At 71.0% G+C, this 24,762-nt stretch carries 23 protein-coding genes; 10 read left to right on the top strand and 13 right to left on the bottom strand.

Going from position 1 to position 24,762, the window contains the following annotated elements; all coding sequences use genetic code 11:
* Positions 1-126: 126 nt before the first annotated feature.
* Together AS97_RS16030 and AS97_RS16025 are read left to right on the top strand one after the other, a co-directional pair.
* Entirely contained in the window at positions 127-621 is a 495-nt protein-coding gene (locus AS97_RS16030; RefSeq protein ID WP_059147850.1) for a DUF3145 domain-containing protein, read from the top strand.
* 81 nt (positions 622-702) lie between these two features.
* A complete protein-coding gene (locus tag AS97_RS16025; protein WP_210565156.1) occupies positions 703-1,596 on the top strand; it encodes an NAD(P)-dependent oxidoreductase in 894 nt (297 codons plus the stop codon).
* Between the two features lie 119 nt (positions 1,597-1,715).
* Here the strand turns inward: AS97_RS16025 and fabF are convergent, their stop codons facing one another.
* The 5 genes from fabF to AS97_RS16000 form a co-directional block, all read right to left on the bottom strand.
* Complete coding sequence (fabF, locus tag AS97_RS16020; protein WP_125759745.1) at positions 1,716-2,981, bottom strand: beta-ketoacyl-ACP synthase II; 1,266 nt, start codon at positions 2,979-2,981, stop codon at positions 1,716-1,718.
* Between the two features lie 74 nt (positions 2,982-3,055).
* Entirely contained in the window at positions 3,056-3,304 is a 249-nt protein-coding gene (locus AS97_RS16015) for an acyl carrier protein (RefSeq protein ID WP_020871568.1), read from the bottom strand.
* An 82-nt stretch (positions 3,305-3,386) separates the two neighbouring features.
* The gene (locus AS97_RS16010) at positions 3,387-4,397 is read right to left on the bottom strand and encodes a ketoacyl-ACP synthase III (protein WP_059147853.1); all 1,011 of its coding nucleotides are present in this window, start codon (positions 4,395-4,397) and stop codon (positions 3,387-3,389) included.
* Positions 4,394-5,389 carry an ACP S-malonyltransferase gene (locus AS97_RS16005; protein WP_059147854.1) on the bottom strand — a complete coding sequence of 332 codons (996 nt, stop codon included), beginning with the start codon at positions 5,387-5,389 and terminating at the stop codon, positions 4,394-4,396. Before AS97_RS16005 ends, AS97_RS16010 begins: the two co-directional genes overlap by 4 nt.
* Positions 5,390-5,478: 89 nt before the next feature.
* Positions 5,479-6,663, bottom strand: coding sequence for a helix-turn-helix domain-containing protein (locus tag AS97_RS16000; protein ID WP_059147855.1), 1,185 nt, complete (start codon positions 6,661-6,663; stop codon positions 5,479-5,481).
* A 111-nt stretch (positions 6,664-6,774) separates the two neighbouring features.
* Here AS97_RS16000 and AS97_RS15995 point away from each other — a divergent pair, with 111 nt between their 5' ends.
* A complete protein-coding gene (locus AS97_RS15995; RefSeq protein ID WP_125759751.1) occupies positions 6,775-7,443 on the top strand; it encodes a pirin family protein in 669 nt (222 codons plus the stop codon).
* A 189-nt stretch (positions 7,444-7,632) separates the two neighbouring features.
* Here AS97_RS15995 and AS97_RS15990 read toward each other — a convergent pair whose 3' ends face one another.
* Positions 7,633-8,445, bottom strand: coding sequence for a serine hydrolase domain-containing protein (locus tag AS97_RS15990; RefSeq protein WP_059146716.1), 813 nt, complete (start codon positions 8,443-8,445; stop codon positions 7,633-7,635).
* Positions 8,446-8,593: 148 nt separating this feature from the next.
* Between AS97_RS15990 and AS97_RS15985 the strand changes: the two genes are divergently transcribed.
* On the top strand, positions 8,594-9,055 hold the full coding sequence (locus AS97_RS15985) for a MerR family transcriptional regulator (RefSeq protein WP_059146715.1): 462 nt from the start codon (positions 8,594-8,596) through the stop codon (positions 9,053-9,055).
* Positions 9,052-10,095: an aldo/keto reductase gene (locus AS97_RS15980; protein ID WP_086706994.1), complete on the top strand. Its 1,044-nt coding sequence runs from the start codon at positions 9,052-9,054 to the stop codon at positions 10,093-10,095. Before AS97_RS15985 ends, AS97_RS15980 begins: the two co-directional genes overlap by 4 nt.
* Positions 10,096-10,319: 224 nt before the next feature.
* Here the strand turns inward: AS97_RS15980 and AS97_RS15975 are convergent, their stop codons facing one another.
* The 6 genes from AS97_RS15975 to AS97_RS15950 all read right to left on the bottom strand — a co-directional run bounded on the left by AS97_RS15975 (position 10,320) and on the right by AS97_RS15950 (position 16,763).
* Complete coding sequence (locus AS97_RS15975; protein ID WP_210565154.1) at positions 10,320-11,531, bottom strand: alpha/beta hydrolase; 1,212 nt, start codon at positions 11,529-11,531, stop codon at positions 10,320-10,322.
* Positions 11,532-11,656: 125 nt separating this feature from the next.
* Positions 11,657-12,334 carry a response regulator transcription factor gene (locus tag AS97_RS15970; protein ID WP_059146712.1) on the bottom strand — a complete coding sequence of 226 codons (678 nt, stop codon included), beginning with the start codon at positions 12,332-12,334 and terminating at the stop codon, positions 11,657-11,659.
* Positions 12,331-13,707: a sensor histidine kinase gene (locus AS97_RS15965; protein WP_059146711.1), complete on the bottom strand. Its 1,377-nt coding sequence runs from the start codon at positions 13,705-13,707 to the stop codon at positions 12,331-12,333. Before AS97_RS15965 ends, AS97_RS15970 begins: the two co-directional genes overlap by 4 nt.
* On the bottom strand, positions 13,708-14,706 hold the full coding sequence (locus tag AS97_RS15960) for a DUF4429 domain-containing protein (RefSeq protein ID WP_210565152.1): 999 nt from the start codon (positions 14,704-14,706) through the stop codon (positions 13,708-13,710). It abuts the gene before it with no gap.
* Between the two features lie 85 nt (positions 14,707-14,791).
* Positions 14,792-15,997 carry an alpha/beta hydrolase gene (locus tag AS97_RS15955; RefSeq protein WP_059146709.1) on the bottom strand — a complete coding sequence of 402 codons (1,206 nt, stop codon included), beginning with the start codon at positions 15,995-15,997 and terminating at the stop codon, positions 14,792-14,794.
* Positions 15,998-16,097: 100 nt separating this feature from the next.
* The gene (locus AS97_RS15950) at positions 16,098-16,763 is read right to left on the bottom strand and encodes a TetR family transcriptional regulator (RefSeq protein ID WP_210565150.1); all 666 of its coding nucleotides are present in this window, start codon (positions 16,761-16,763) and stop codon (positions 16,098-16,100) included.
* 127 nt (positions 16,764-16,890) lie between these two features.
* On the opposite strand from AS97_RS15950, the gene AS97_RS15945 reads away from it, so the two are divergent.
* Both AS97_RS15945 and AS97_RS15940 read left to right on the top strand, forming a co-directional pair.
* Complete coding sequence (locus AS97_RS15945) at positions 16,891-18,492, top strand: MFS transporter (RefSeq protein ID WP_059146707.1); 1,602 nt, start codon at positions 16,891-16,893, stop codon at positions 18,490-18,492.
* Between the two features lie 126 nt (positions 18,493-18,618).
* Positions 18,619-19,008, top strand: coding sequence for a peptidase inhibitor family I36 protein (locus AS97_RS15940; RefSeq protein ID WP_086706985.1), 390 nt, complete (start codon positions 18,619-18,621; stop codon positions 19,006-19,008).
* Between the two features lie 703 nt (positions 19,009-19,711).
* Here the strand turns inward: AS97_RS15940 and aceE are convergent.
* Positions 19,712-22,441, bottom strand: coding sequence for a pyruvate dehydrogenase (acetyl-transferring), homodimeric type (gene aceE, locus AS97_RS15935; protein WP_059146705.1), 2,730 nt, complete (start codon positions 22,439-22,441; stop codon positions 19,712-19,714).
* 472 nt (positions 22,442-22,913) lie between these two features.
* Here aceE and AS97_RS15930 point away from each other — a divergent pair, with 472 nt between their 5' ends.
* From AS97_RS15930 to AS97_RS15920, 3 genes are all read left to right on the top strand, one after another.
* Positions 22,914-23,354 (top strand): DUF3052 domain-containing protein, encoded by a 441-nt coding sequence (locus AS97_RS15930; RefSeq protein ID WP_014060347.1) that lies wholly within the window; start codon positions 22,914-22,916, stop codon positions 23,352-23,354.
* Between the two features lie 128 nt (positions 23,355-23,482).
* Positions 23,483-23,941, top strand: coding sequence for a peroxiredoxin (locus AS97_RS15925; RefSeq protein WP_059146704.1), 459 nt, complete (start codon positions 23,483-23,485; stop codon positions 23,939-23,941).
* A 100-nt stretch (positions 23,942-24,041) separates the two neighbouring features.
* Positions 24,042-24,617 (top strand): TerD family protein, encoded by a 576-nt coding sequence (locus tag AS97_RS15920; RefSeq protein ID WP_009718272.1) that lies wholly within the window; start codon positions 24,042-24,044, stop codon positions 24,615-24,617.
* The last annotated feature ends 145 nt before the right edge of the window (positions 24,618-24,762 follow it).

The following is a 24,762-nucleotide window of genomic DNA, read 5'->3' as shown; positions in this document are numbered from 1 at the left end:
AAGGTGACGTCGAGACTGGTGTGGAAGTGATCACTAGGGCAGAATGTGATCCGATGTCCCGGGCGGGACCGGTACGGGCGCGAGGCCGCTGGGGAAGGCGCACCTCGAACCGCACAGGAGGCCCCGGTGACGACACGTGGAGTTCTGTATGTGCACTCCGCTCCGCGCGCGCTGTGCCCGCATGTCGAATGGGCCATCGCGGGCGTCCTCGGCGTGCGTGTCACCCTCGACTGGATCAAGCAACCCGCGGCGAACGGCACCTGGCGTGCCGAGTTCTCCTGGCAGGGTGAGGTCGGCACGGCCTCCAAAATGGCGTCCGCCCTGCGCGGCTGGCATCTGCTGCGCTTCGAGGTGACCGCCGAGCCCTGCGCCACCGCCGAGGGCGAGCGCTACAGCTCCACCCCCGAACTGGGCATCTTCCACGCCGTCACCGGAATGCACGGCGACATCCTGATCCCCGAGGACCGGCTGCGCGCCGCCCTCGCCCGCTCCGTCCGCGGCGAGAGCGACCTCGAGGCGGAGATCGCCAAACTGCTCGGCAAGCCCTGGGACGACGAACTGGAGCCGTTCCGCTACGCGGGTGAGGGCGCCCCCGTCCGCTGGCTGCACCAGGTCGTCTGAGCGCCTGACGCGCTCGTCCGAGTGCCTGACGCGCCGCCGCCCCTTTGTCCTGGAGCACGCTTCAGGTCTTAGCGTGGCGGCATGACCGAACAACTCCCGGCAACGTCCGTCGCGGTCCTCGGCACCGGCATCATGGGCTCCGGCATGGCCCGCAACCTCGCCCGCTCCGGGCTCGACGTCCGTGCGTGGAACCGCACCCGGTCCAAGGCCGAGCCGCTAGGCCAGGACGGCGTACGCGTCACCGACACCCCGGCCGAGGCCGTGGACGGCGCCGATGTCGTCCTGACGATCCTCTACGACGGCGCCGCGGCCCTCGAGGCGATGCGGCAGGCCGCCCCCGCGCTGCGCCCCGGGGTCGTATGGGCGCAGGCCACCACGGCGGGGCTGGAGGCGATGGAATCGCTCGCCGCGTTCGCCCATGAGAAGGACCTCGTCCTCATCGACTCGCCCGTCCTCGGCACCAAGCAGCCCGCGGAGAGCGGACAGCTTCTGGTGCTGGCCGCCGGCCCCCACCCCGCCCGCCCGGTCGTCTGGCCGGTCTTCGACGCCATCGGCAGCCGTACGGTGTGGGTCGGCGACAGCGCGGAGGGCGCCGCCGCCACCCGGCTCAAGCTGGTGCTCAACAGCTGGGTCCTCAACATCACCCACGCCACCGCCGAGGCGGTCGCCCTCGCCAAGGGGCTGGGCGTGGACTTCCAGGGCTTCCTGGACGGAGTGGAGGGCGGACCGCTGGACAACGGCTATATGCGGGTCAAGTCGGGCCAGCTGTTCCGGGGCGACCTCGAGCCCAGCTTCGCGACCAAGACCGCCGAGAAGGACGCCCGGCTGATCGTGGAGGCCGGGGAGCGCGCCGGAGTGCGGCTGGACCTGGCGGCCGCGGGCCAGGAGCGGTTCCGCCGCGCCATCGAGGCGGGTCATGGCGACGAGGACATGGTGGCCTCGTACTTCGCCAGCTTCGACGGCGAGGCCCCCTGACACACGAACGGCCCGCCCCCGGCCGGAGCCGGAGGCGGGCCACACCCGTGTATCAGCGCGTCACAGAGCCATCAAGCCATCAAGCCATCAAGCCATCAGGTCCTCGGGCCGTCCGCGCGTCAGACCGTGCGGAAGGCCAGCACCACATTGTGGCCGCCGAAGCCGAACGAGTCGTTCAGCGCGACGATCGGGCCCCGACCCGGCAGCGACCGGGGCTCGCCGGTCACGAAGTCCGCGTCCGCCTCCGGGTCCGGGGAGACCAGGTTGATCGTTGGCGGGGCGATCCGGTGGTACAGCGCGAGCACGCTGGCCACCGTCTCCACACCGCCGGCGCCGCCCAGCAGATGCCCCGTCATGGACTTGGTGGCGGAGACCGCCATCTGGTCCACATCGTCGCCGAAGACCTTGCGCAGCGCCTTGATCTCGGCCACGTCGCCCTGCGGCGTCGAGGTCGCGTGCGCGTTGACATGCGCGACCTCGGAGCCGTTCAGGCCGGTGTTCTGCACCAGGTTCTGCAGCGCGTGCGCGATGCCGTTGCCGGACGGCTCCGGCTGGGTGATGTGGTGGGCGTCGGCCGAGATGCCCTGGCCGACCGCCTGCGCGTACACCCGGGCGCCGCGCGCGGCGGCGTGCTCCGCCGACTCCAGGACGATGGCGCCCGAGCCCTCGCCCATCACGAAGCCGTTGCGGTCGACGTCGAACGGGCGCGAGGCGCCCTGTGGGTCGTCGTTGTTCTTGGACATCGCCATCATGTTGCCGAAGGCGACGATGGGGAGCGGGTGGATGGACGCCTCGGTGCCGCCCGCGACGACCACATCGGCGCGGCCGGTGCGGATCATCTCGATGGCGTAGCCGATGGCCTCCGCGCCGGACGCGCACGCGCTGACCGGCGTGTGGACGCCGGCGCGGGCGCCGACCTCCAGGCCCACGTTGGCCGCCGGGCCGTTGGGCATCAGCATCGGCACGGTGTGCGGGGAGACCTTGCGGACGCCCTTCTCTCGCAGCACGTCGTACTGGTCGAGCAGGGTGGTCACCCCGCCGATACCGGAAGCCACGACCGCGCCGAGCCGGTCGGGGTCGACCGACGGGTCCTCGCCCGCCCTGGCGGTGAAGCCCGCGTCCGCCCATGCCTCACGGGCCGCGATCAGGGCGAACTGCGCCGATCGGTCGAGCTTGCGGGCCTGCGGGCGAGGGATGACGGTGCCCGGCTCCACCGCGATCTTCGCGGCGATGCGGACCGGCAACTCGGCCGCCCATTCCTCCTCCAGGAGGTTGACGCCGGACCGGCCGGCCAGCAGGGCCTCCCAGGTCGTTGAGGCGTCGCCACCCAGCGGCGTCGTGGCACCAACACCGGTGACGACCACGGTGCGATTGGTCGAGTTCACAGGAATTCCTACTCCACGTGTAGAAGGTGCTGGACCCGCCACCGCATGGGTGGCGACAACGGCCTTAGGGGGGCTCAGCCCTGGTGCTTGAGGATGTAGTCGACGGCGTCGCCGACGGTCTTGAGGTTCTTGACGTCGTCGTCCGGGATCTTCACGTCGAAGCGCTCCTCGGCGGCGACGACCACCTCGACCATGGACAGCGAGTCGACGTCCAGGTCGTCGGTGAAGGACTTGTCCAGCAGGACGTCCTCGGTCGGGATACCGGCGATCTCGTTGACGATCTCGGCGAGACCTTCGAGGATCTCTTCCTGAGTGGCGGCCATTGCGGCGCTCCTTCTTCGGTGTGTTGCGGTGGTGGCGCAGCGTCCGACTTCTGCCGAGCTGCGTGGATATGGACTATGGAGCCTAAGGGAGGGTAACGACCGTCGCTGCGTAGACGAGACCCGCTCCGAATCCGATGACGAGCGCGGTGTCGCCGCTCTTCGCCTGCCCCGTCGCCAACAGCCGCTCCATGGCGAGCGGAATGGAGGCGGCCGAGGTGTTGCCGGTGGTCTCCACATCACGGGCGACCGTGACGTGCTCCGGCAGCTTGAGGGTTTTGATCATCGAGTCGATGATCCGCATATTGGCCTGGTGGGGGATGAACGCGTCGAGGTCGGCCGGGGCGACCCCGGCCTCGTCCAGGGCCTGCTGGGCGACCTTCGCCATCTCGTAGACGGCCCAGCGGAAGACCGCCTGGCCCTCCTGGCGCAGCGCCGGGTAGCGCACCTCGGCGGCGTCCTGGTCGCGGTAGACGTCCCAGGGCAGCGTCTGGGCGATGGTGTCGGACTTGTCGCCCTCCGAGCCCCAGACGGTGGGGCCGATCGCGGGCTCCTTGGAGGGGCCGACCACCACGGCGCCGGCGCCGTCGCCGAACAGGAAGGCCGTCGCGCGGTCCTCCAGGTCGGTCAGGTCCGAAAGCCGCTCGACCCCGATGACCAGCACATGCTCCGCGGTGCCGTCGGTGATCATGCCCTTGGCGAGGGTCAGCCCGTAGCCGAAGCCGGCACAGCCCGCCGAGATGTCGAAGGCGGCCGGCTTGCCGGTGCCCAGCAGATGCGCGATCTCGGTCGCGATCGCGGGGGTCTGCTTGAAGTGCGAGACCGTCGAGACGATCACGGCGCCGATCTGTTCCGGGCGCAGGCCGGCGTCGGCGATGGCCTTGCCGCCCGCCTCCACGGACATGGCGGCGACCGTCTCATCCGGACCGGCCCAGTGCCGGGTGGCGATGCCCGAGCGGGAGCGGATCCACTCGTCCGAGGAGTCGATGTGCTTGAGGATCTCCTCGTTCGGCACCACCCGGGTCGGACGGTAGCCACCGACGCCGAGAATGCGCGCGTACGGGGCGCCCTTACTGGGCTTGATCTTCGCGGTCATGCTTCTCGGAGCTCCTCTTCGGCCGGTGTGGCGACGGCGGGAATGGCGTGCTCCTCGATCAGCGCACGGGCCGCGTCGAGATCGTCCGGAGTCTTCAGCGCCAGGTTGGTGACGCCCGGCAGCGCACGCTTGGCGATGCCGGTGAGCGTGCCGCCCGGGGCCACCTCGATCAGCGCGGTGACGCCCAGCTCCTGGAAGGTCTCCATGCACAGGTCCCAGCGCACCGGGTTGGACACCTGGGCGACCATTCGCTCGATCACCCCGGCCCCGGAGGTCACGACCCCGCCGTCACGGTTGGAGACGTAAGCGGTGCGCGGATCGGCCACCGGAACGCCCGCGACCAGGGCCTCGAGGGCGGCGACCGCCGGGGCCATGTGATCGGTGTGGAACGCGCCGGCCACCTTGAGCGGTACGACGCGGCGCACCCCCTCGGGCTTGTCCTCGGCCAGCGCCGCCAGCTGCTCGGCGGTGCCCGCGGCCACGATCTGGCCGGCGCCGTTGACGTTCGCCGGGGTCAGTCCGTGCTTGTCGAGATGGGCGACGACATCGTCCTGCTCACCACCCAGTATGGCGGCCATTCCGGTCTCGGTGCGGCTCGCGGCCTCCGCCATGGCGAGCCCGCGCCGGCGGACCAGCACCATGGCCGCCTCGTCGGTGAGCACACCGGCGGCCACGGCCGCGGTGATCTCGCCGACGCTGTGGCCCGCGACCGCGCCGATACGGCCCGGCAGCCCCGCGAGACCGGTCGCGCCCTCGATGCCCTCGCCGAACAGCGCGTGGGCGGAGACCAGACCGGCGGCCACCAGCAGCGGCTGGGCCACCGCGGTGTCGCGGATCTCCTCCTCGTCGGCCTTGGTGCCGTAGTGGATGAGGTCCAGCCCGGACACGGCCGACCACCACGTCAGACGTTCGGTGACGCCGGGCAGGTCGAGCCAGGGAGTGAGGAAGCCGGGCTTTTGAGCGCCTTGGCCGGGAGCGACGAGTACGAGCACTCTCACACTCTCTCTTGTGGACGGTCCGACTCGCCCGTGAGGACAAGGACGAAGAACCGTCAGGGGAATTGTGGAGGTCCAACAAACGGTCAGGGCAATATGTTCGCGTCGGCGAGACGGCCCAGGATCAGGGCTATGCGCAGAGTAAACGCCGACCGGACGTCGGAAGGTGACCATCCGGTGACGTCCGTCACACGTCGTAGCCGGTAGCGGACGGTGTTCGGGTGAACGAAGAGCATCCGGGCCGCCCCCTCCAGACTGCTCGCCTGTTCGAGGTACACACTCAGTGTCTCGAGCAGTGCCGAACCGGCTTCCTCCAGCGGTCTGTAGATCTCCTCCACCAACTGCTCACGGGCAGCGGGGTCTCCGGCCATCGCGCGCTCGGGCAGCAGATCGTCGGCGAGCACCGGACGGGGTGCGTCCGGCCAGGCGGTGCACGCCTTCAGCCCGGCCGCCGCCGCCCCCGCCGAGCGGGTCGCGGCCAGCAGATCGGAGACCACCGGACCGGCCACCACCGGACCCGGGGCATACGGCCCGATCAGCGCCTTCGCCGTCTGCAGCGGATTGTCCGAGCCGCCCGCGACCACCACCAGCCGGTCGCCCAGCACCCCGGTGAGGACCTGCAGCTTGGCGTGGCGGGCGGCCCGCCGGATCGCCTCGACCGTCAGCTCGCTGTCCCCGTCGGGGGCGGTGCCCAGCACCACGCACACATGCTCGGGGGAGTTCCAGCCGAGCGCCGCGGCGCGGGACAGCGCGCCCTCGTCCGCCTCCCCGGACAGCACCGCGTTGACCACCAAAGACTCCAGCCGGGCGTCCCAGGCGCCGCGCGCCTCGGCGGCCTGTGCGTAGACCTGGGCGGTGGCGAAGGCGATCTCCCGCGCGTACACCAGCAGCGCCTCGCGCAGCACCGACTCATCGCCCGGGGCCGCCACGTCGTCGATCGCCGACTCCATGACCTCGATGGTCGTGCGGACCATCTCCACGGTCTGCCGCAGCGTGATCGCCCGGGTCAGCTCGCGCGGGGCGGTACCGAACACATCGGTGCTGATCGCCTGGGGCGCCTCGGGGTGGCGAAACCATTCGGTGAAGGCCGCGATGCCCGCTTGCGCCACCAGCCCGATCCAGGAGCGGTTCTCGGGCGGCATCGCGCGGTACCACGGCAGCTGCTCGTCCATGCGCGCGATGGCGTTGGCGGCGAGCTTCCCGGAGGACTTCTCCAGGCGGCGCAGAGTGGCACTGTGCGGATGCGGGGTGTTCGAGGCTGGTTCAGGCACGAGGACAAGACTGCCTTATCGGGTGGTGAACGCTGGGGGCGGGAGGCTACGCGGGGGTAGGGGCGGGGCCGGGGGGCGGACGGGTCCGGGCGCACTACCGTGGACCGGGTGATGTGGATACAGCGGTCCGGTGCACGGTATCCGGGTGGGGAGGGCGCGGGCATCGAGACGCGCCACGCCTTTTCCTTCTCCGGGCACTACGACCCCGGCAACGTGCGGTTCGGATCCCTCGTCGCCTGCAACGAGGAGCGGCTCGCCCCCGGTGCGGGCTTCGCCGAGCATCCGCACCGCGATATGGAGATCGTCACCTGGGTCGTCGAGGGTGAGCTCACTCACGAGGACTCCACCGGCGCGCGGACCGTGGTGCGCCCCGGCGATGTGCAGCGGCTCAGCGCCGGGAGCGGAGTGCGTCACACCGAGCGCAACGCGGGCGCCGGTCCCCTCACCTTCGTCCAGATGTGGCTGGTGCCGGGGCCTGGCTCCGCGACGGACCCCGGGTACGAGGTGGTGCGCGGCATCGCCGACGGTACCCCGTACGCGCTGGAGCGCACCGAGGCGGTGCTGCATGTGCGGCGGCTGGCGGACGGTGAGCGCACCGCGCTGCCGGACGCGCCGTGGGTGTACGCACATGCGGTGCGCGGCGCGGCGCGGGTCGAGGGGGAGACCCTCGGGCCCGGCGACGCGGCCCGGATATCGGGCGCCGAGGGGCTGGAGGCGTGCGCCGAGGGCTCCGCCGAGCTGCTGATCTGGGAAATGCGCGCGGAGCCGGTCTATGGCTGAGGGGCGCTGAGGGGGCTCAGCGGATCGGCGGAAGTCGGCCGCGTTCGAGGGCGCCCTGAAGGGGCGCGGGGCTGTGTCGATGTGCGGCTCCGCCGCGGCTGTGTGGATGTGCGGCTCCGCCGCGTGGGCGACCAGCCACGACGGCGCCGCAGACGATCGACGGCATGCCAGGGCACTGCCGCGGAGCGCTCAGCCCAGCTCGGCCAGGACCGCGTCGGTGAGCGTCGGCCAGACCTCGACGGCCCAGGGGCCGAAGACCCGGTCCGTCAGGGTGACGCAGGCGGCGCGGGCGTCCGGGTCGACCCACAAGAACGTTCCGGACTGGCCGAAATGCCCGAAGGTGCGGGGTGAGGAGGAGGCGCCGGTCCAGTGCGGCGACTTGCCGTCGCGTATCTCGAAGCCGAGCCCCCAGTCGTTGGGCCGCTGATGGCCGTAGCCGGGCAGCACGCCCGTGAGACCCGGGTGGACCACGGAGGTGGCCTCGGCCAGCGTCTCGGCCGCCAGCAGCCGCGGGGCCTGCAGCTCCGCCGCGAAGCGCACCAGGTCGTCCACGGTGGAGACGCCGTCCTTGGCGGGCGAGCCGGCCAGCTCGGTGCCGGTCATGCCGAGCGGCTCCAGCACCGCCTGGCGCAGATACTCCGGGAACGGGATGTCCGTGGCCTTGGCGATGTGATCGCCCAGCACCTCGAACCCGGCGTTGGAGTAGAGCCGGCGGTTGCCGGGCGCGGCGACCGAGCGGTGCTCGTCGAAGGCGAGCCCCGAGGTGTGCGCCAGCAGATGGCGCACTGTGGAGCCCTCGGGCCCGGCCGGTTCGTCCAGCTCCACCGCGCCCTCCTCGACGGCGAGCAGCGCGGCGTAGGCGGCGAGCGGCTTGGTGACCGAGGCGAGGGGGAAGCGATGGCCGGTCGGGCCGTACGACCCGGCCAGGGTGCCGTCCGCGCGTACGACGGCGGCCGCCGCCGTCGGGACCGGCCAGTTCTCGATCATCCGCAGGCTCTCCATGTCACAGAGCCTAGTGGCGGGTGCCGCGCGGACTCACGGCACCCAAGGTTCCGCCAAATCTTCGCTTGCTTGGAGTGCACTCCAACTCCATAGCGTTGAAGACGTCGATGAGGTGTGCGGATCGGCGACCTGCGAGAGGTGAATCGGCATGACCCTGATGGAGAGCACCCCGGTGAAGGTCCGCGCCTGCGCGGGGAGGGGCGGGCACCCCCGGCCCAGCGGGCGAGACGGCTACACGATCAGTGAGGTGGCCGCCCATACCGGGCTGACGGCACACACGCTGCGCTGGTACGAGCGGATCGGGCTGATGCCGCATGTCGACCGTACGCACACCGGCCAGCGTCGCTTCACCGACCGCGACCTGGACTGGCTCGACCTCGTCGGCAAGCTGCGGCTGACCGGGATGCCGGTCGCGGACATGGTCCGCTACGCCGGGCTGGTGCGCGAGGGCGAGCACACCTTCGCCGAGCGTGAGGAACTGCTGACCACGCACCGCGCGAATGTGCGGGAGCGGATCGCCGAGCTCCAGAGCACGCTCCAAGTCCTCGACTACAAGATCGATATCTACGCTGACGCCCGACGGGCGTCGGAGAGGTTTGACCCCGTATGAGCAACAGCACCAACGAGACCATCGCGACCGTCGGCCTCGGGGCCGGCGGACCGGAGGTCGGCGTCCAGGGCCTGGGCTGCATGGGTATGAGCTGGGCCTATGGACCGACCCATGACGAGGCGGAGGCACGGGCCACGCTGGAGCGGGCCCTGGAGCTGGGCGTCACGCTCTTCGACACCGCCGATGCCTACGGCTCCGGGCGGAACGAGGAGTTCATCTCCCCCTTCGTCCGGGCCCACCGCGACCGGATCACCCTGGCCACCAAGTTCGCCATCGAGCGCGACGAGAGCGATCCGTTCGGCAACCAGCGGATCCGCAACGACCGCCCGTACCTCCGCCGGGCCATCGAGGGCAGTCTGCGCCGGCTGGAGGTCGACCATGTCGACCTGTACTACATGCACCGGCGCAACCCCGAGGTGCCGCTGGAGGAGAGCGTCGGCGCCATGGCCGAGCTGGTGGCCGAGGGGAAGGTCAAGCACCTCGGGCTGAGCGAGGTCACGGCCAAGGAGCTGCGCGCGGCGCACGCGGTGCATCCGATCGCGGCGGTGCAGTCGGAGTGGTCGCTGTTCAGCCGCGATGTGGAGGACGGCGGAGCGAACAGCGTCGCCGCCACCGCCGCCGAGCTGGGCGTCGCCCTCGTCCCGTACTCACCGCTCGGCCGCGGCTTCCTCACCGGCTCCTTCGTCCAGGCCGAGCAGGAGCTGGGCGAGGGCGACTTCCGCCGCCGGCAGCCCCGCTTCACCGGCGACAACGCGGCCGTCAACGCCGCGCTGCTGGAGCCGATCCGCAAGATCGCCAAGGCGCGCGGGGCCACCCTCGCCCAGATCGCGCTGGCCTGGGTGCAGCAGCGGGCCCAGGTCCACGGGCTCGCCGTGGTGCCGATCCCCGGCACCCGCACCCGCGCCCGGATCGAGCAGAACACCGGCGCGACCCGGATCGAGCTGAGCGCGGACGAACTGGCCGCGCTGGAGCCGATCGCCGGACAGGTGGCGGGCGCCCGCTACGCCGATATGAGCGCGACGAGCGCGGGCCAGGAGTAGCCGCGCTCGGCTCAGCGGCGCGGGCTCGGCGGCAGCCGCCACCGGCGCGGTCGTCACACACCGCGTGACGAGCATGGCGGCGGCGCGTCGCGGTACGCCTGAGGTCCGGCGGGTCGCGACAGCGCGGCGGGTCGCGCGCATCGCCTCGCCCCCGCGCCGTCGTCCGGGCGGTCCGGTGTGCGAAGAGGCCCGCACCGAGCGCGGTCCGTGCGTGATGGCTGCGGTCAGCCGAGGCCCTGGCGGCAGTCCGGCCCCGTGCCCGGACCGCCGCCGTCCGCCTCGGCGCATCGCACAGCGTCGAAGTCCCCGAGCGCGATCCGCGAGAAGTTGCGCAGCGAGTCGGTTCCCGGCGCGAAGTAGCCGGTGTGGCCCTGGGCGCTCTCGGAGGAGACCACCCGGGCGCCGAAGGACGGATCGGTCGGGTCGTCGCCGTGGCCCAAGCCCAGGAAGTCGTAGCCGGTCACCCGCCGGATCCAGTCGGTGCGGTCGCGCGCCGCCCAGACCCGGGCCCCGGTGCCCAGGCCCTCGGCGCTGTCCGCGCGCATCCCCGGGCTGCCCAGCACCACCAGGTCGGAGACGCGGGCGCGGTCCATCGCGGAGGCGGCGAGTCCGCAGACCACCGAGCCGTAGCTGTGGCAGAAGACGGCGGGCGGGGCGTCGGCGGTGGCCGCGGTGGTCACGGCGAGCCCGGCCAGGAACCGGTCCAGGCGGGGCGCTCCCGCCTCGGCCAGCCGGCTGGTGGCGGCGTCCGGGCCCAGCCCGACCGGGGTCGTATAGCCCACCCAGGCGATGACGGCGGTCGGGGTGGCGGGCGCGTCCTCGGCCATCCGCGCCCGCAGCGACCGGGCCATCCCGGCCGGGGTGCCGTACGGATCGCCCGTACGGTCGAAGTCGTCCAGGTCGATGTCCGAACCGGGCACGATCACGGCCGTGCGCCGGGCCGCCGCCAACTCCCCGTACACCTCCGCCACTTGGCCGCGTCCGCGCGGATCGAAGGCGAGGATCTGGCGGCCGGGTGCGAGCAGCGCCGCGTACCGCTCGGCGAGCGGGCTCTTCGGGTCGGCCGTCCACTCCTTGTGCCAGGCGGCCCGGATCGCCCGGGAGTTGGCCTCGTACCGCAGGCTCAGCGGTGCGCCGTCCAGATTGCCCACCACCTGGGGATGCCGGATGACCAGCGCCTTGCGCTGGACGTCGGTGAGCCGGCCGAAGAACCGGGCGATCCCGGCGGGCGAGGTGGCGGCCGGATCGGGCAGCTCGCGCCCGGCCCCGCTCAGCGAATGGTCCGACAGCCATGCGGCGGTGCCGGGCGGCGGCCCGGTGATGGCCTGCTCCTCGTGGGCCACGGTCCAGCCGGCCGTCCCCGCCATGACGGTGACGGTGAGCGCCGCGGTGATCAGGCGTCGCGCGTAGTGCCTGGTGCGTAGCGTCTGGGACATGGCCGGGGCTTCCCTCTTCCGTCGGTGACGGAGGGCAAGGTAGAGAGCCGTCGGGTGGCGGTACGTCACCCCCCGGTGCCAAGTGGGATGTCATACCCCAGTAGGGGGTCGCGGCCCGGTCCGGGTCAATGACCCGGCGTCACCAGGCCCGATTCATAGGCGAAGATCACCGCTTGGGCGCGGTCGCGCAGCCCCAGCTTGGCCAGCACCCGGCCGATATGCGTCTTCACCGTCTGCTCCGCGAGCACCAGCGACTCGGCGATCTCCTGGTTGGACAGGCCCCGCGCGATCAGCTCCAGCACCTCGGTCTCACGCGGCGTCAGCCCACCGCGCCGCGCGGCCGGGCCGTCGCGGCGCGGAGCGGGGCGCTGGCGGGCGAAGTCGGCGATCAGCCGGCGGGTGACGGACGGGGCGAGCAGCGCCTCGCCCGCCGCGACCACCCGGACCGCGGAGATCAGATCGGCCGGTGGGGCGTCCTTCAGCAGAAAGCCGCTGGCCCCGGCGCGCAGCGCCTCGTAGACGTAGTCGTCCACGTCGAAGGTGGTGAGCATCAGGACCTTGGGCCGGTGGATGACCCCGCGCGGTGGGTCCAGGAGCTGCCGGGCCGCCTCGAGCCCGTCCATCTCGGGCATCCGGACGTCCATCAGCACCACATCGGGGTGGGTGCGCCGGCTGACCGCCACGCCCTCCCGCCCGTCGGGCGCCTCGCCGACGACGTCGATATCGCTCTGCGCGGCGAGCAGGGCGGCGAACCCGGCCCGCACCATCGCCTGGTCGTCGACGATGATCACCTTGATGGTCATGACGGGTCCGTCTCTTCGAGGTCCAACAGGGGGAGCCGGGCCGCGACGCGGAAGCCGCCGTCGGGGAGCGGGCCGGTGTCGAGCATGCCGCCGACGAGCCGTACGCGCTCGACCATGCCGACGAGGCCGTGGCCGGTGCCGCTGGTCTCCAGGGGCTTGGTGGGCGCGCTGAGCGGCGGGCCGTTGACCACCAGCAGGGTCAGCGCCGAGCGGTCCTCGGCCGCCGAGACGGCCACCCGGGTGGCGGCGCCAGGGGCGTGCCGCACCACATTGGCCAGCGCCTCCTGCACGATGCGGTACGCGGACAACCCCACGGCCTGCGGCAGCGGTTCGAGCTCGGCCACCTCGTCCGCGATGGTCAGCGTGGTCGGTATGCCGGCCCGTACCGTCGCCTCGACCAGTTGCGGCACCTGCCGCAGCCCCGGCTGCGGCGCCCGCTCACCGCGGGTCTCCTCGCTGCGCAACACGCCCAGCAGCCGCCGCATTTCGGCGAGGGACTCCCGGGCGGTGGCGGCGATGGTGGAGAACTCCCGCTCCGCCTCGGACGGCAGCCCGCCGATCCGGTACGGAGCGCTGTCGGCCTGCACGGTGATCACGGACATGTGGTGGGCGACCACATCGTGCAGCTCGCGGGCGATCCGGGTGCGCTCCTCCAGCAGGGTGCGATGGGCCCGTTCGGCCTCGCTGATCGTCTCCTGCTCGGCCAGCCGCCGCTGGGCGTCGCCGCGCTCCCGCAGTGCCCCGGCCACCAGCAGCACCACTCCGCTGAGCACGAACAGCACCACATTGCTGCCGTTGCTCTTGTCCGGGAAGCCCATGCCGAGCGAGAGTCCGGCGGTGCCGGTGACCAGCCACACCGCCACCAGGGTGCGACGCGGTTCGCGCAGCGCGAGGGCGAGCAGCAGGAAGAGATAGCCGATGATGGGGCCCGGCAGCCAGGGCCACACCCGGTTCTCGAGGTGGTCGGCGGTGCCGAGCACCACGAGGGCGCAGACGATGTCGGAGAGGAAGACGATCCACCACGCCTGTAGCGGACGGGTGACGGACAGCAGCAGCGGGGTGCTCTGGACGATGCCGATCAGCGTGGCCACGCCGCCGCCCACCCCGTAGTCGTGGGAGAGGACCTGGGCGGAGGTGGGGACCAGGATCGTGGTGAGGATCATCGCCACGCCGTACGGCACCCGGCGCAGCCAGCGCCGGGGCGACTGGGCGAACAGCGGTGTCGCCGGATAGCTGGGGGTGACCAGGGCCCGGGCGAGGGCGCCCGCCTGCCGCCGGGCGGCCTTGGGCAGGCTCTCGTGCGCGGTGGAGGATGCGGCGGTGGACGCCGGGCCGGCGGCCGCGCCGGCCGGTGCGGAGGAGGGACCGGGCACTTACAGCTCCGCCAGCAGCTCGGCCTTCTTCGCGCTGAACTCGTCGTCGGTCAGCAGCCCGGCCGTGTGCAGCTCGCCCAGATGACGGATGCGCTCGGCGATGTCCGCGGGGTCGCGGCGCGGGGTCCCGGCCCGGTTCGAGGACGGGGCGCCCTCGGCGCACGGCACCGGGGAGGAGGCCCGTACCGCCTCCAGGACGGCCGCGGCGAACGGCAGCGACTGGTGGACGAGGCCGTAGCCCATCCCGAACACGACGGCCGCCGGGTCCTGGTCGGGGCGGCCGGGGGGCTCGTCCTCGGCGGAGCGCCGCAGCAGCCGCAGATAGCCGTGGCCACCGCCCTTGGGGGCGGCTTTGCCGGTGCCGTTCCCGGCCGTGCCGTCCTTGGCGGCACCGCCTTTGGCCGCCGCGCCTTTGGCGGAGCCCTCCTTGGGGGCGGTGCCCGCCGAGCCCCGGCTCTCCGGGGACCGCCACTCCACGCCGGTCAGCTCGTCGATCCGGAAGTGCTGGTCCCCGACCTTCCACTTCTCCGAGGAGGCGCCGGTCCAGAACCAGCGGAAGGAGATCGCCTTGCCGTCGAAGGACGCCTTGCCGTCGTACGCCTTGAAGGACAGCGGCGCCGGGGGCACGGTCACCAGATGCGCCTCGGCGGGAACGTCCGCGTCCGGGCAGAGGGACTCGCGTATCCGCTCGGCGTAGTAGTCCGCGAGCGTTTCCCGCTCGGCGGGCAGCACCAGGCGGTACGGGTCGTACGCCTCCTTGAGCTGGCCGTCCGCGGCGTCCATCAGGGGGTCGGCGCCTGGTCTGGGCACGGCGCGCAGCACCACCGTTCCCCGTTTGCCGACAGCGAGCTCCACTCCGGACAGCGCCTCGAAGGGGATGCGGCGTTCGCCGAGCGCCTGGAGCAGCTTCGGCGTGCGGATCCCCCGTTCGAAGCGGATGAGCATGGAGTCGGTGTCGAACTCCCAGACGGTCTGAAAACCGGCCAGTACATCACCCATGCGGCTCATCGTATGCGGCGGTGGCCCGCCCGTCCCCCTTTGAGACTACGCGCGTCACTAGAGTTTCCGGTGTTTGCGCCGGTCGTCAGCGTAGCCCCGCGGTGCAGTCGTCGCCGTCGCCGCAGCTCACGGACTGGACAGCACCGATTCCCACCCGCGCGAAGTTGTCCAGGCTGGTCGTGCCCGGTTCGAAGTATCCGGCGTGTCCATCCGCCCCGTCCGCGGACAGCAGCCGGGCGCCGAAGTCCGAGGAGACCGGGTCCGCGCCATGGCCGAGCCCGCCGACCTCCAGATGCGGAATGTCCCCGATCCAGTCGCCGGAGTCCCGCATCGCCCACACCCGGGCGCTGGTGCCCAGGTCGGAGACGTGGTCAGCGCGCATCCCGGGGCTGCCGGCCACCGCGATATCGGTGACCTTGGGCGGCAGATCGCGGGCGGCGACCCCGCACACTACCGAGCCGTAGCTGTGGCACATCAGCGAGACCCGGGAGAGCGCGGGCAGCGCGTCGACCAGCGCGCGCAGCCGCACCGCGCCCTGGGCGGCCAGCTTGCCGGTGGCCGCGTCCATGCCGATTCCGGCGGGGGAGGTGTAGTCGGCCCAGGCGATGACGGCGGTCTTGGTGTCCGGGGCGTCGGCCCGCTCGTTCTCGTAGAGCGCGTGGGCCATCCCGACCGTGGCGGTGTACGGGCGCCCGGACTTCTGGAAGGTCAGGATGTCGGTGTCCACGCCCGGCACCACGATCGAGACCCGGTTGGCGTGGGCGAGGTCGCCGAAGACCTCGGCGGCCCGTCCGCCGCCCGACGGATCGAAGGAGAGGATCTGCCGCCCGGCGCCCAGCAGGTCCTGGTAGCGGTCCATCCGGCGGGTCGCGTCGGAGCGGCCCATCGGGGTGAGCTGGGGGTCGTGCAACCGCTTGCGCTCATCGGCGCGCGCCTGGGTCAGGGCGACGCGGTTGGCGCGGAACCGCAGGGCCACCGGCGCGCCGTTGAGATTGCCCACGGCCAGCGGATAGCGCCGCACCAGGCGGTTCGTCTGGGCCTTGGTGAGCGAGTCGAACCAGCGGCCGAGGGCGCGCGGCGAGCCGTACGGATCGGGCAGCGCACGGCCGCCGAGCGATCCGTTGCGCCAGGCGCTGATCGACGCGGAGAGCGCGTCCGGGGCTCCTCGGTGGCTCCGTACGGCCGTCCACCCGGTGGTGGCGAGGAGAACGAACACCACCGCCAGCGCGAGCAGGGCGCGCCAAGCGGTGGAACCGGGGGAGGGGGAGCCGAGCTCCGAGAAGGAAGTCACCGCGGCACACCCTAGGAGAAGCCTGGTGCCAGGTGCCAAATGCCGTGATTCATCTCACGTTTGGCGACGGGAATCCTTGGAAGTTATGTCGGAATTGGTGCTATTTCTCCCACCGTTCGGCGAGGGTGGGGCCCACGTAATCAAGATGGAACGCGGTGAGGTCTCGCAACGTGACCATGCTGTCCTCCTCGCCCTCGCCCCACAGCTTCCCGGACACCCGGATCACTCCGCTGAACATCGCGACCACCAGCCGCGGCCGCGGGTCGGCGTCGATGTCCAGCCCCTCGCGGCGGGCGATCTCGCTCGCCAGCCGCTCCTCCATCTCGGCGGTGCGGCGCAGATGCACGGCGAGCAGGCTCGGCGTCGACTCGATCACCCGGTACATCCGCATATGGAGCTCGGGCGGCACCATCCGCTCGATCGCGTCCCCGATGGTGCCCCAGGCGTCGAGCACCGCACCGCGCAGCGCGGCCAGCGGCGCCTCGTCCGCGGGGCGTCCGCACAGGGCGGCGAGGAAGTGGCACTCGGCCGACTCCTGGCTGGCGAAGGCGACCTCCTCCTTGTTGGCGAAGTACCGGAAGAAGGTGCGCTGGGAGACCTCGACCGCCTCGGCGATCTCGTCGACCGTCGTGTGCTCGTATCCCTGACGGGTGAACAACTCCAGCGCGGAGCGCACCAGGGCGTTCCGCGTCCGCTGCTTCTTGCGCTCGCGCAGGCCGGGCGGTGGTGGCGTCTTCGGGTCCGCCACTGCCTCGTCCGTTGTCACCTATCGGCTCGCTTTCTTCCGGCCCGGGGCCGCGTCGCGGCTGCTCAGGATACCTGTGACGCAAACGTCAGTTACCGGCGGATGAATAGGTTTGTCAATTGTCAGAGGCTGACATTAGCCTCCGGTCATGACCTCTTCGACCACCGTCGCCGATTCGGCGCCGGAACCTCCCATAACCGATCCCCCGAAGGGGCTTCGGGGTCATCCATGGCTGACGCTCCTCACCGTCGCCCTCGGCGTGACGATGGTCGCCCTCGACGGCACGATCGTCGCGATCGCCAACCCGGCCATCCAGAAGGACCTCGGCGCCTCGCTCGCCGATGTGCAGTGGATCACCAACGGCTATCTGCTGGCCCTCGCCGTCGCGCTGATCACGGCGGGCAAGCTGGGTGACCGCTTCGGCCACCGCCAGACCTTCCTGATCGGCGTCATCGGCTTCGCCATCTCCTCGGCCGCCATCGGCTTCTCCGGCGAGGTCTCCCTCGTCGTGGTGTTCCGGGTGCTGCAGGGCCTGTGCGGCGCGCTGCTGATGCCCGCGGCGCTCGGTCTGCTGCGCGCCACCTTCCCCGCCGAGAAGCTCAACATGGCGATCGGCATCTGGGGCGCGGTGATCGGCGCCTCCACCGCCGCCGGACCCATCGTCGGCGGACTGCTCGTCGAGCACGTCAACTGGCAGTCGGTCTTCTTCATCAACGCGCCCGTCGGCGTGCTGGCGCTGGTCCTGGGCCTCCTGCTGCTGGTCGACCACCGCGCCGAGAAGGCCCCGCGCTCCTTCGACCTCCCCGGCATCGTGCTGCTGTCCGGTGCGATGTTCTGTCTCATCTGGGCGCTGATCAACGCCGCCGACTGGCACTGGACCGACCAGCGCACGCTGCTCTTCCTGGGCCTGTCGGTGGTCTGCTTCGTCGTCTTCGTCTTCTGGGAGAGCCGGACGCGGGAGCCGCTGCTGCCGCTCAGCATGTTCCGTTCGGTGGCGCTGAGCGCCGGCACCGTGCTGATGGTGCTGATGGCCTTCGGCTTCATGGGCGGGCTGTTCTTCGTCACCTTCTATCTGCAGAACGTGCACGGGCTGAGCCCCGTCGACAGCGGGCTGCGGCTGCTGCCGCTCACCGCGATGATGATCGTCGCCTCGCCGCTGGCCGGTGCGCTGATCACCAAGTTCGGGCCGCGGATGCCGCTGGTGACCTCCATGGTGATCACCGCCGTCTCGATGTTCGGCCTCTCCCGGCTGGACGTGGACAGCGGCGGCCTCGAGATGTCCATCTGGTTCGCCCTGCTGGGCCTGGGCCTCGGCCCGGTGATGGTCGGCGCCACCGAGGTCATCGTCGGCAACGCCCCGATCCAGCACGCCGGTGTCGCCGGCGGCCTCCAGCAGGCCGCGATGCAGGTCGGCGGCAGCCTCGGCACGGCCGTCCTGGGCGCGGTCATGGCGGGCAGGGTGGACAACACGCTGCCGCGGAAGTGGGCCGACGCGGGGCTGCCGCCGATGCCCAAGGGCGCGGAGTCCAAGGCGTCGGACGCCGTCGAGGTCGGCATCGCCCCCGTCACCAAGAGCACTCCGCCGGAGATCGCGGGGAAGATCACGGCCGTCGCGCATGACACCTTCGTGTCAGGGATGGGCCTCGCCTTCACCGTGGCCGCCGTCGTCTCGGTGGTCGCGGCGCTGGTCGCGGGCTTCACCAAGCGCGGCGAGAACGCGGAGGCGGCCGGTGGGAGCGTTCACATCTGACCCCTTGCGGTCAACCCCCTATTAGGGTGGACCTTGATCGACCCCATGGTGGCGAACGGGAGCCGGCGGACACGCTGGCTCCCGTTCTGTTCTTTCCACAGTTTCCACACGGGGAGCGAAAACGACATGCGCAAGATCACTACGGCCGCCGCGGTCTCGGCTCTGGCCCTCACCGCCACTCTCGCCGCCACCCTCGCCCCGGCCGCGACGGCCCTGGCCGCCGCAGCGCCACCGCGCCTGGGGAACTGCGCCGCCGGTCAGCTGTGCCTGTGGCGGAGCGGCGGCTTCACGGGGGCGCGCCAGACGCATGAACTGGCCGGCGTCGACATCGAAAGCTGTGTCCCCCTGCCGTCCGGCACGACCGCGGCCTCGCTGGCGAACCGGACGGGGCGTCCGGTGACGGCGTATCAGAGCGGCGAGTGCGCGGAGACGGCCGAATTCCGCACCTACCCCACGGGGTCCTGGGCCCCCGAAACCCCGTACCAGGTACGGGCCTTCAAAATCTGGGAACGCTGACCCGGCCGGGGCCCGTACCGGATCCCGCCGCCGCTCGGGGCGCGGGGCTCTGCCCGGCCCCCGGGCGGTCGGTCATCGGGGGCTGAGTGTTCCCCACCCCGCCCCTTCCCGAACCATGGGCTCCGCCCCTGGACCCCGACGCTCGTCCGACCGGTCCACGCCCGCTGGACGGCCACGATCCGGTGCGACCCCGCCGCCCGGCGCCGCGTGCGTGACCGCGCCGAGAGGCGCCGGGTGAACCCGAACCCAGCCGCCTGGACCCGGCCCCGCCCGAAGTGCCTGAACCGACGCCCCGGGCTCTCGGACGCCGGACGGACGGGCCCCGCTCACGCGACGTTCTCCCGGCGCGGGAACCGCTGGACGGTCTGGCGGCGGACGACATCGAGGGACATGGGTCCGGGGCCACGATGCGGCGCGGCCCGCTGTTCTCCGGTCCGGGGCGCAGTGCCGGTCCGGCGGCGGGCTCCGGGCGGAGCCGTCCATCCACTGGGGCGGGGCCCGGTGCGCCGGGCGGAGTGCTGGGCGGGGCTCGGGCCGCAGCGGGTCCCGGGGGCTCGGTCCGGGGCGGGGTCCCCGGCGCCGGGTGGGGGGACGGACGCTGAGTTCCCGTGCTTGGCTGCCGTGGCCAGGGCGTACGACAACGCGGGGGCGGGCTGGGAATCCAGCTCGCCCCCGCGTCACGGGTCACTGCCGTCGGAGACGGCTACGCGTCGCCGCCCGCCGCGCCCGGGTCGGCCGCGGCTACGTCCAGGAGCTGGTAGCGGTCGATCGCCTGCTTCAGGGCCGAGCGGTCGATCTTGCCGTCGCGGGCCAGTTCCGTCAGGACACCGAGCACGATCGACTCGGCGTCGATGTGGAAGAAGCGCCGGGCCGCGCCGCGGGTGTCGGCGAAGCCGAAGCCGTCCGCGCCCAGGGACTGGTACGTGCCGGGCACCCAGCGCGCGATCTGGTCGGGAACCGCACGCATCCAGTCGGAGACGGCCACCTTCGGGCCCTCCGCGTCCGCCAGCTTCCGGGTGACGTACGGAACGCGCTGCTCCTCCTCGGGGTGGAGCAGGTTGTGCTCCTCCGCCTCGACGGCGTCGCGGCGCAGCTCGTTCCAGGAGGTGGCCGACCAGACGTCCGCCTTGACGTTCCAGTCCTCGGCCAGGATGCGCTGGGCCTCGATGGCCCACGGCACCGCGACACCGGAGGCGAGGATCTGCGCCGGGATGGCGCCCTTCTCGCCCTGCCGGTAGCGGTAGAGGCCCTTGAGGATGCCCTCGCGGTCCACGTTCTCCGGCTCGGCCGGGTGCTGGATCGGCTCGTTGTAGACGGTGAGGTAGTAGAAGACGTCCTCACTGTTCTCGCCGTACATCCGGCGCAGACCGTCCTGGACGATATGCGCGATCTCGAAGCCGTACGCCGGGTCGTACGCGACGACCGCGGGGTTGGTCGAGGCCAGCAGCTGGGAGTGGCCGTCTGCGTGCTGCAGACCCTCACCGGTCAGGGTCGTACGACCGGCGGTCGCGCCCAGGACGAACCCGCGCGCCAGCTGGTCGGCCATCTGCCAGAACTGGTCACCGGTGCGCTGGAAGCCGAACATCGAGTAGAAGACGTAGACCGGGATCAGCGGCTCGCCGTGCGTGGCGTACGCGGAGCCCGCCGCGATCAGCGACGCCGTACAGCCCGCCTCGGAGATGCCGTCGTGCAGCATCTGCCCGGTCGCCGACTCCTTGTAGGCCAGCAGCAGCTCGCGGTCGACCGACTCATACGTCTGGCCCAGCGGGGAGTAGATCTTCGCCGAGGGGAAGAGCGAGTCCATGCCGAAGGTGCGGTACTCGTCGGGCGCGATCGGCACGAACCGCTTGCCGATCTCCTTGTCCCGCATCAGGTCCTTCAGCAGCCGCACGAACGCCATGGTGGTGGCGATCGACTGCTGGCCGGTGCCCTTCTTGAGCGCGGCGTAGGTCTTGTCGCCCGGCAGCTGCAGCGGCTTGGCGCGCACGACACGGGTCGGCGCGTAGCCGCCCAGCGCCTTGCGGCGGTCGTGCATGTACTGGATCTCCTCCGAATCCCGGCCCGGGTGGTAGTACGGCGGCAGGCCGGACTCCAGCTCCCGGTCCGGGATCGGCAGGTGCAGCCGGTCGCGGAAGCGCTTGAGGTCGTCGACCGTCAGTTTCTTCATCTGGTGGGTCGCGTTGCGGCCCTCGAAGTTCGGGCCGAGCGTCCAGCCCTTGACGGTCTGCGCGAGGATCACCGTCGGCTGGCCCTTGTGGGCCTTGGCCGCCGCGTACGCCGCGTAGATCTTCTTGTGGTCGTGACCGCCGCGGCCCAGGTGCAGGATCTGGTCGTCGGTCATGCCCTCGACCATCTTGCGCAGCCGCTGGTCCTCGCCGAAGAAGTGGTCGCGGATGTAGCCACCGGTCTCGGTCGCGTACGTCTGGAACTGACCGTCCGGCGTGGTGTTCAGCTTGTTGACCAGGATCCCGTCCCGGTCCTGCGCCAGCAGCGGGTCCCAGGTGCGGTCCCACACCAGCTTGATCACATTCCAGCCGGCGCCGCGGAACTGCGACTCCAGCTCCTGGATGATCTTGCCGTTGCCGCGCACCGGGCCGTCGAGCCGCTGCAGGTTGCAGTTGACCACGAAGGTCAGGTTGTCCAGGCCCTCACGCGCGGCCAGGGAGAGCTGGCCGAGCGACTCCGGCTCGTCCATCTCGCCGTCGCCCAGGAACGCCCAGACGTGGGAGTTGGAGGTGTCGGCGATGCCGCGCGCCTCCATATAGCGGTTCATCCGCGCCTGGAAGATCGCACCGAGCGGGCCCAGGCCCATGGAGACCGTGGGGAACTCCCAGAAGTCCGGCATCGACCGCGGGTGCGGATAGCTGGACAGCGCGTGACCGAGCTTGGACTTCTCCTGACGGAACCCGTCCAGATGGTCCTCGGTCAGGCGGTCCAGCAGGAAGGCCCGGGCGTAGATGCCGGGAGAGGCATGGCCCTGGAAGAAGATCTGGTCACCACTGTCGTGGTCCTTGCCGCGGAAGAAGTGGTTGAAGCCCACGTCGTACAGCGAGGCGGACGAGGCGAAGGTGGCGATGTGGCCACCGACCCCGATCCCCGGACGCTGCGCCCGGGAGACCATCACCGCCGCGTTCCAGCGGGTCGCGTTGAGGACCTTGCGCTCGATCTCCTCGTTGCCGGGGAAGAACGGCTCGCTCTTGGTGGCGATGGTGTTGACGTAGTCCGTGCTGCGCATCTCGGGCACGGCGACACGCTTCTCGCGGGCGCGCTCGATCAGGCGAAGCATCAGGTAGCGGGCACGTTCCCGGCCTCGCTCATCGACGGCTGCGTCGAGCGAGTCGAGCCATTCCTGGGTCTCTTCGGGATCGAAGTCCGGGACCTGGCTGGGAAGGCCGCCAATGATGATCGGGTTGCGATCGGATCCGGAAGCCACGCTATTCCTTCGCTTTTCGGTCGTGCTGTGCACGCACATGGATTCGTGCTCTGCTGCTGTAGCGCCGTTGTCCATCGTGTACCTCGGGTACGGGATACGTCACCTCTACCGAGTGGTAACCATCACCAGGTGAGACGGGCGCTCCGGCGGCCGTTCGGCGTGCGACGGCCGAATCGCAACCTTACGCCCACGACCGGGGTCGTCTGCGTACGGCCGTTCGGCGCCGGAGCGGCGTAAGGTGGCTAGACACACACGTAAGCCGGACATCTTCGGGCAATCCGGTCGACCGCGCGCCGTTACGTGTCGTTCCTCCATGATGGGAGTTGCGGCGACACGTCAACGTTTGGGCGGGATCGCTGACCGGGTACTTGCGCGATCCGCCCGGCCCGTGTGGACTACGCCCAATGTCCTCGCGTACGCGCGCGGGGCCCACAGACTCGAAGAGTGAATGCAAGATGACAGGAGGCAATCCGTGAGCGCGACCGCGGACCACGCGGAGGAGCGGACCAACCCTGCCGCGAGGCTGGGTTTTCAGCCCGAACAGGTGGTCCAGGAGATCGGCTACGACGACGATGTCGACCAGGAGCTCCGCGAGTCCATCGAGGAGATCACCGGCCAGGAGCTCGTCGACGAGGAGTACGACGATGTGGCCGATGCCGTTGTGCTGTGGTTCCGAGAGGACGACGGCGATCTGACGGACGCGCTGGTGGACGCCATCCAGATGATCGACGACGGCGCACCGGTCTGGCTGCTGACGCCGAAGACCGGCCGTGACGGCTATGTCGAGCCGAGCGACATCAATGAGGCCGCGACCACCGCGGGCCTGTCCCAGACCAAGAGCTTCAACGCGGGCAAGGACTGGACGGGCAGCCGTCTGGTCACGCCGAAGGCCGCTCGTAGCGGCAAGCGCTGAGGCTGGCGGATCCACACCTCAGAGCCCCCCTCCGTTCCCTTTCGGAGGGGGGCTCTGCACGTAGGGTGGACGCACACCACATGATCATTCGAACGTGATCTTTCGAACGTGAGCGAAGGGATGTCCCCATGGCGATAGAGGTCGGTGCGAAGGCCCCCGACTTTCAGCTGAAGAACCAGCACGGCGAGTCGGTCAGGCTCTCCGACTTCCGGGGCGAGAAGAACGTCGTGCTGCTCTTCTACCCGTTCGCCTTCACCGGCGTCTGCACCGGCGAGCTGTGCGCGCTCCGTGACGAGCTGCCGACGTTCGTCAACGACGAGGTCCAGCTGCTGGCGGTCTCCAATGACTCGCCGTTCAGCCTGCGGGTCTTCGCCGAGCAGGAGGGGCTGGAGTACCCGCTGCTGTCGGACTTCTGGCCGCACGGCGAGACCAGCCGCGCCTACGGCGTCTTCGACGAGGACAAGGGCTGCGCGGTGCGCGGCACCTTTGTGATCGACAAGGAGGGCGTGGTGCGCTGGACGATCGTCAACGGTCTGCCCGACGCCCGGGACCTGAACGACTACGTCAAGGCCCTCGAAACCCTGTAGGAGCGGGGAACCGCTCACTAGGATCGACGCGTTGATCCTGATGGGAAACCTTTGATGAAGGGGCACACAGTGCTCCTGACGAACCTTTTTGGGAGGACTCGTGGGAGTCAGCCTCAGCAAGGGCGGCAATGTCTCGCTGACCAAGGAAGCCCCGAACCTGACCGCGGTCGTCGTGGGTCTGGGCTGGGACGCCCGCACCACCACGGGCACGGACTTCGACCTCGACGCCAGCGCCCTGCTGACCAACGCCGAGGGCAAGGTCGGCAACGACCAGAACTTCGTCTTCTTCAACAACCTCAAGAGCCCCGACGGCTCCGTGGAGCACACCGGTGACAACATCACCGGTGAGGGCGAGGGCGACGACGAGCAGATCAAGGTGAACCTGGCGGGCGTCCCCGCCGATGTCGCCAAGATCGTCTTCCCGGTGTCGATCTACGACGCCGAGACCCGGCAGCAGAGCTTCGGCCAGGTGCGCAACGCCTTCATCCGCGTGGTGAACCAGGCCGACGGCAATGAGCTGGCCCGCTACGACCTCTCCGAGGACGCCTCGACCGAGACCGCCATGGTCTTCGGCGAGCTGTACCGGAACGGGGCGGAGTGGAAGTTCCGCGCCATCGGTCAGGGGTACGCCTCGGGTCTGCGCGGCATCGCGCAGGACTTCGGCGTCAACGTCTGAGCGAGCCGTCGAGCGCCGTCGAGGGCCGTCACCGGCCGTCCAAGGCTGTTCAGGGGCCCGTACGAGGCCGAATGCGGCCTCCGTGCGAGGCCATTCCGGCGCCGCATCCCCGCGCCCCAGAGGCAGGGGTGCGGCGCCGGACGCG

The sequence above is a fragment of the Streptomyces sp. AgN23 genome, assembly GCF_001598115.1.
In the GTDB taxonomy this organism is placed as follows: domain Bacteria; phylum Actinomycetota; class Actinomycetes; order Streptomycetales; family Streptomycetaceae; genus Streptomyces; species Streptomyces antimycoticus.
Note: the sequence above shows the minus strand (reverse complement) of the source record. Positions and strands in the feature narration are given on the sequence as shown.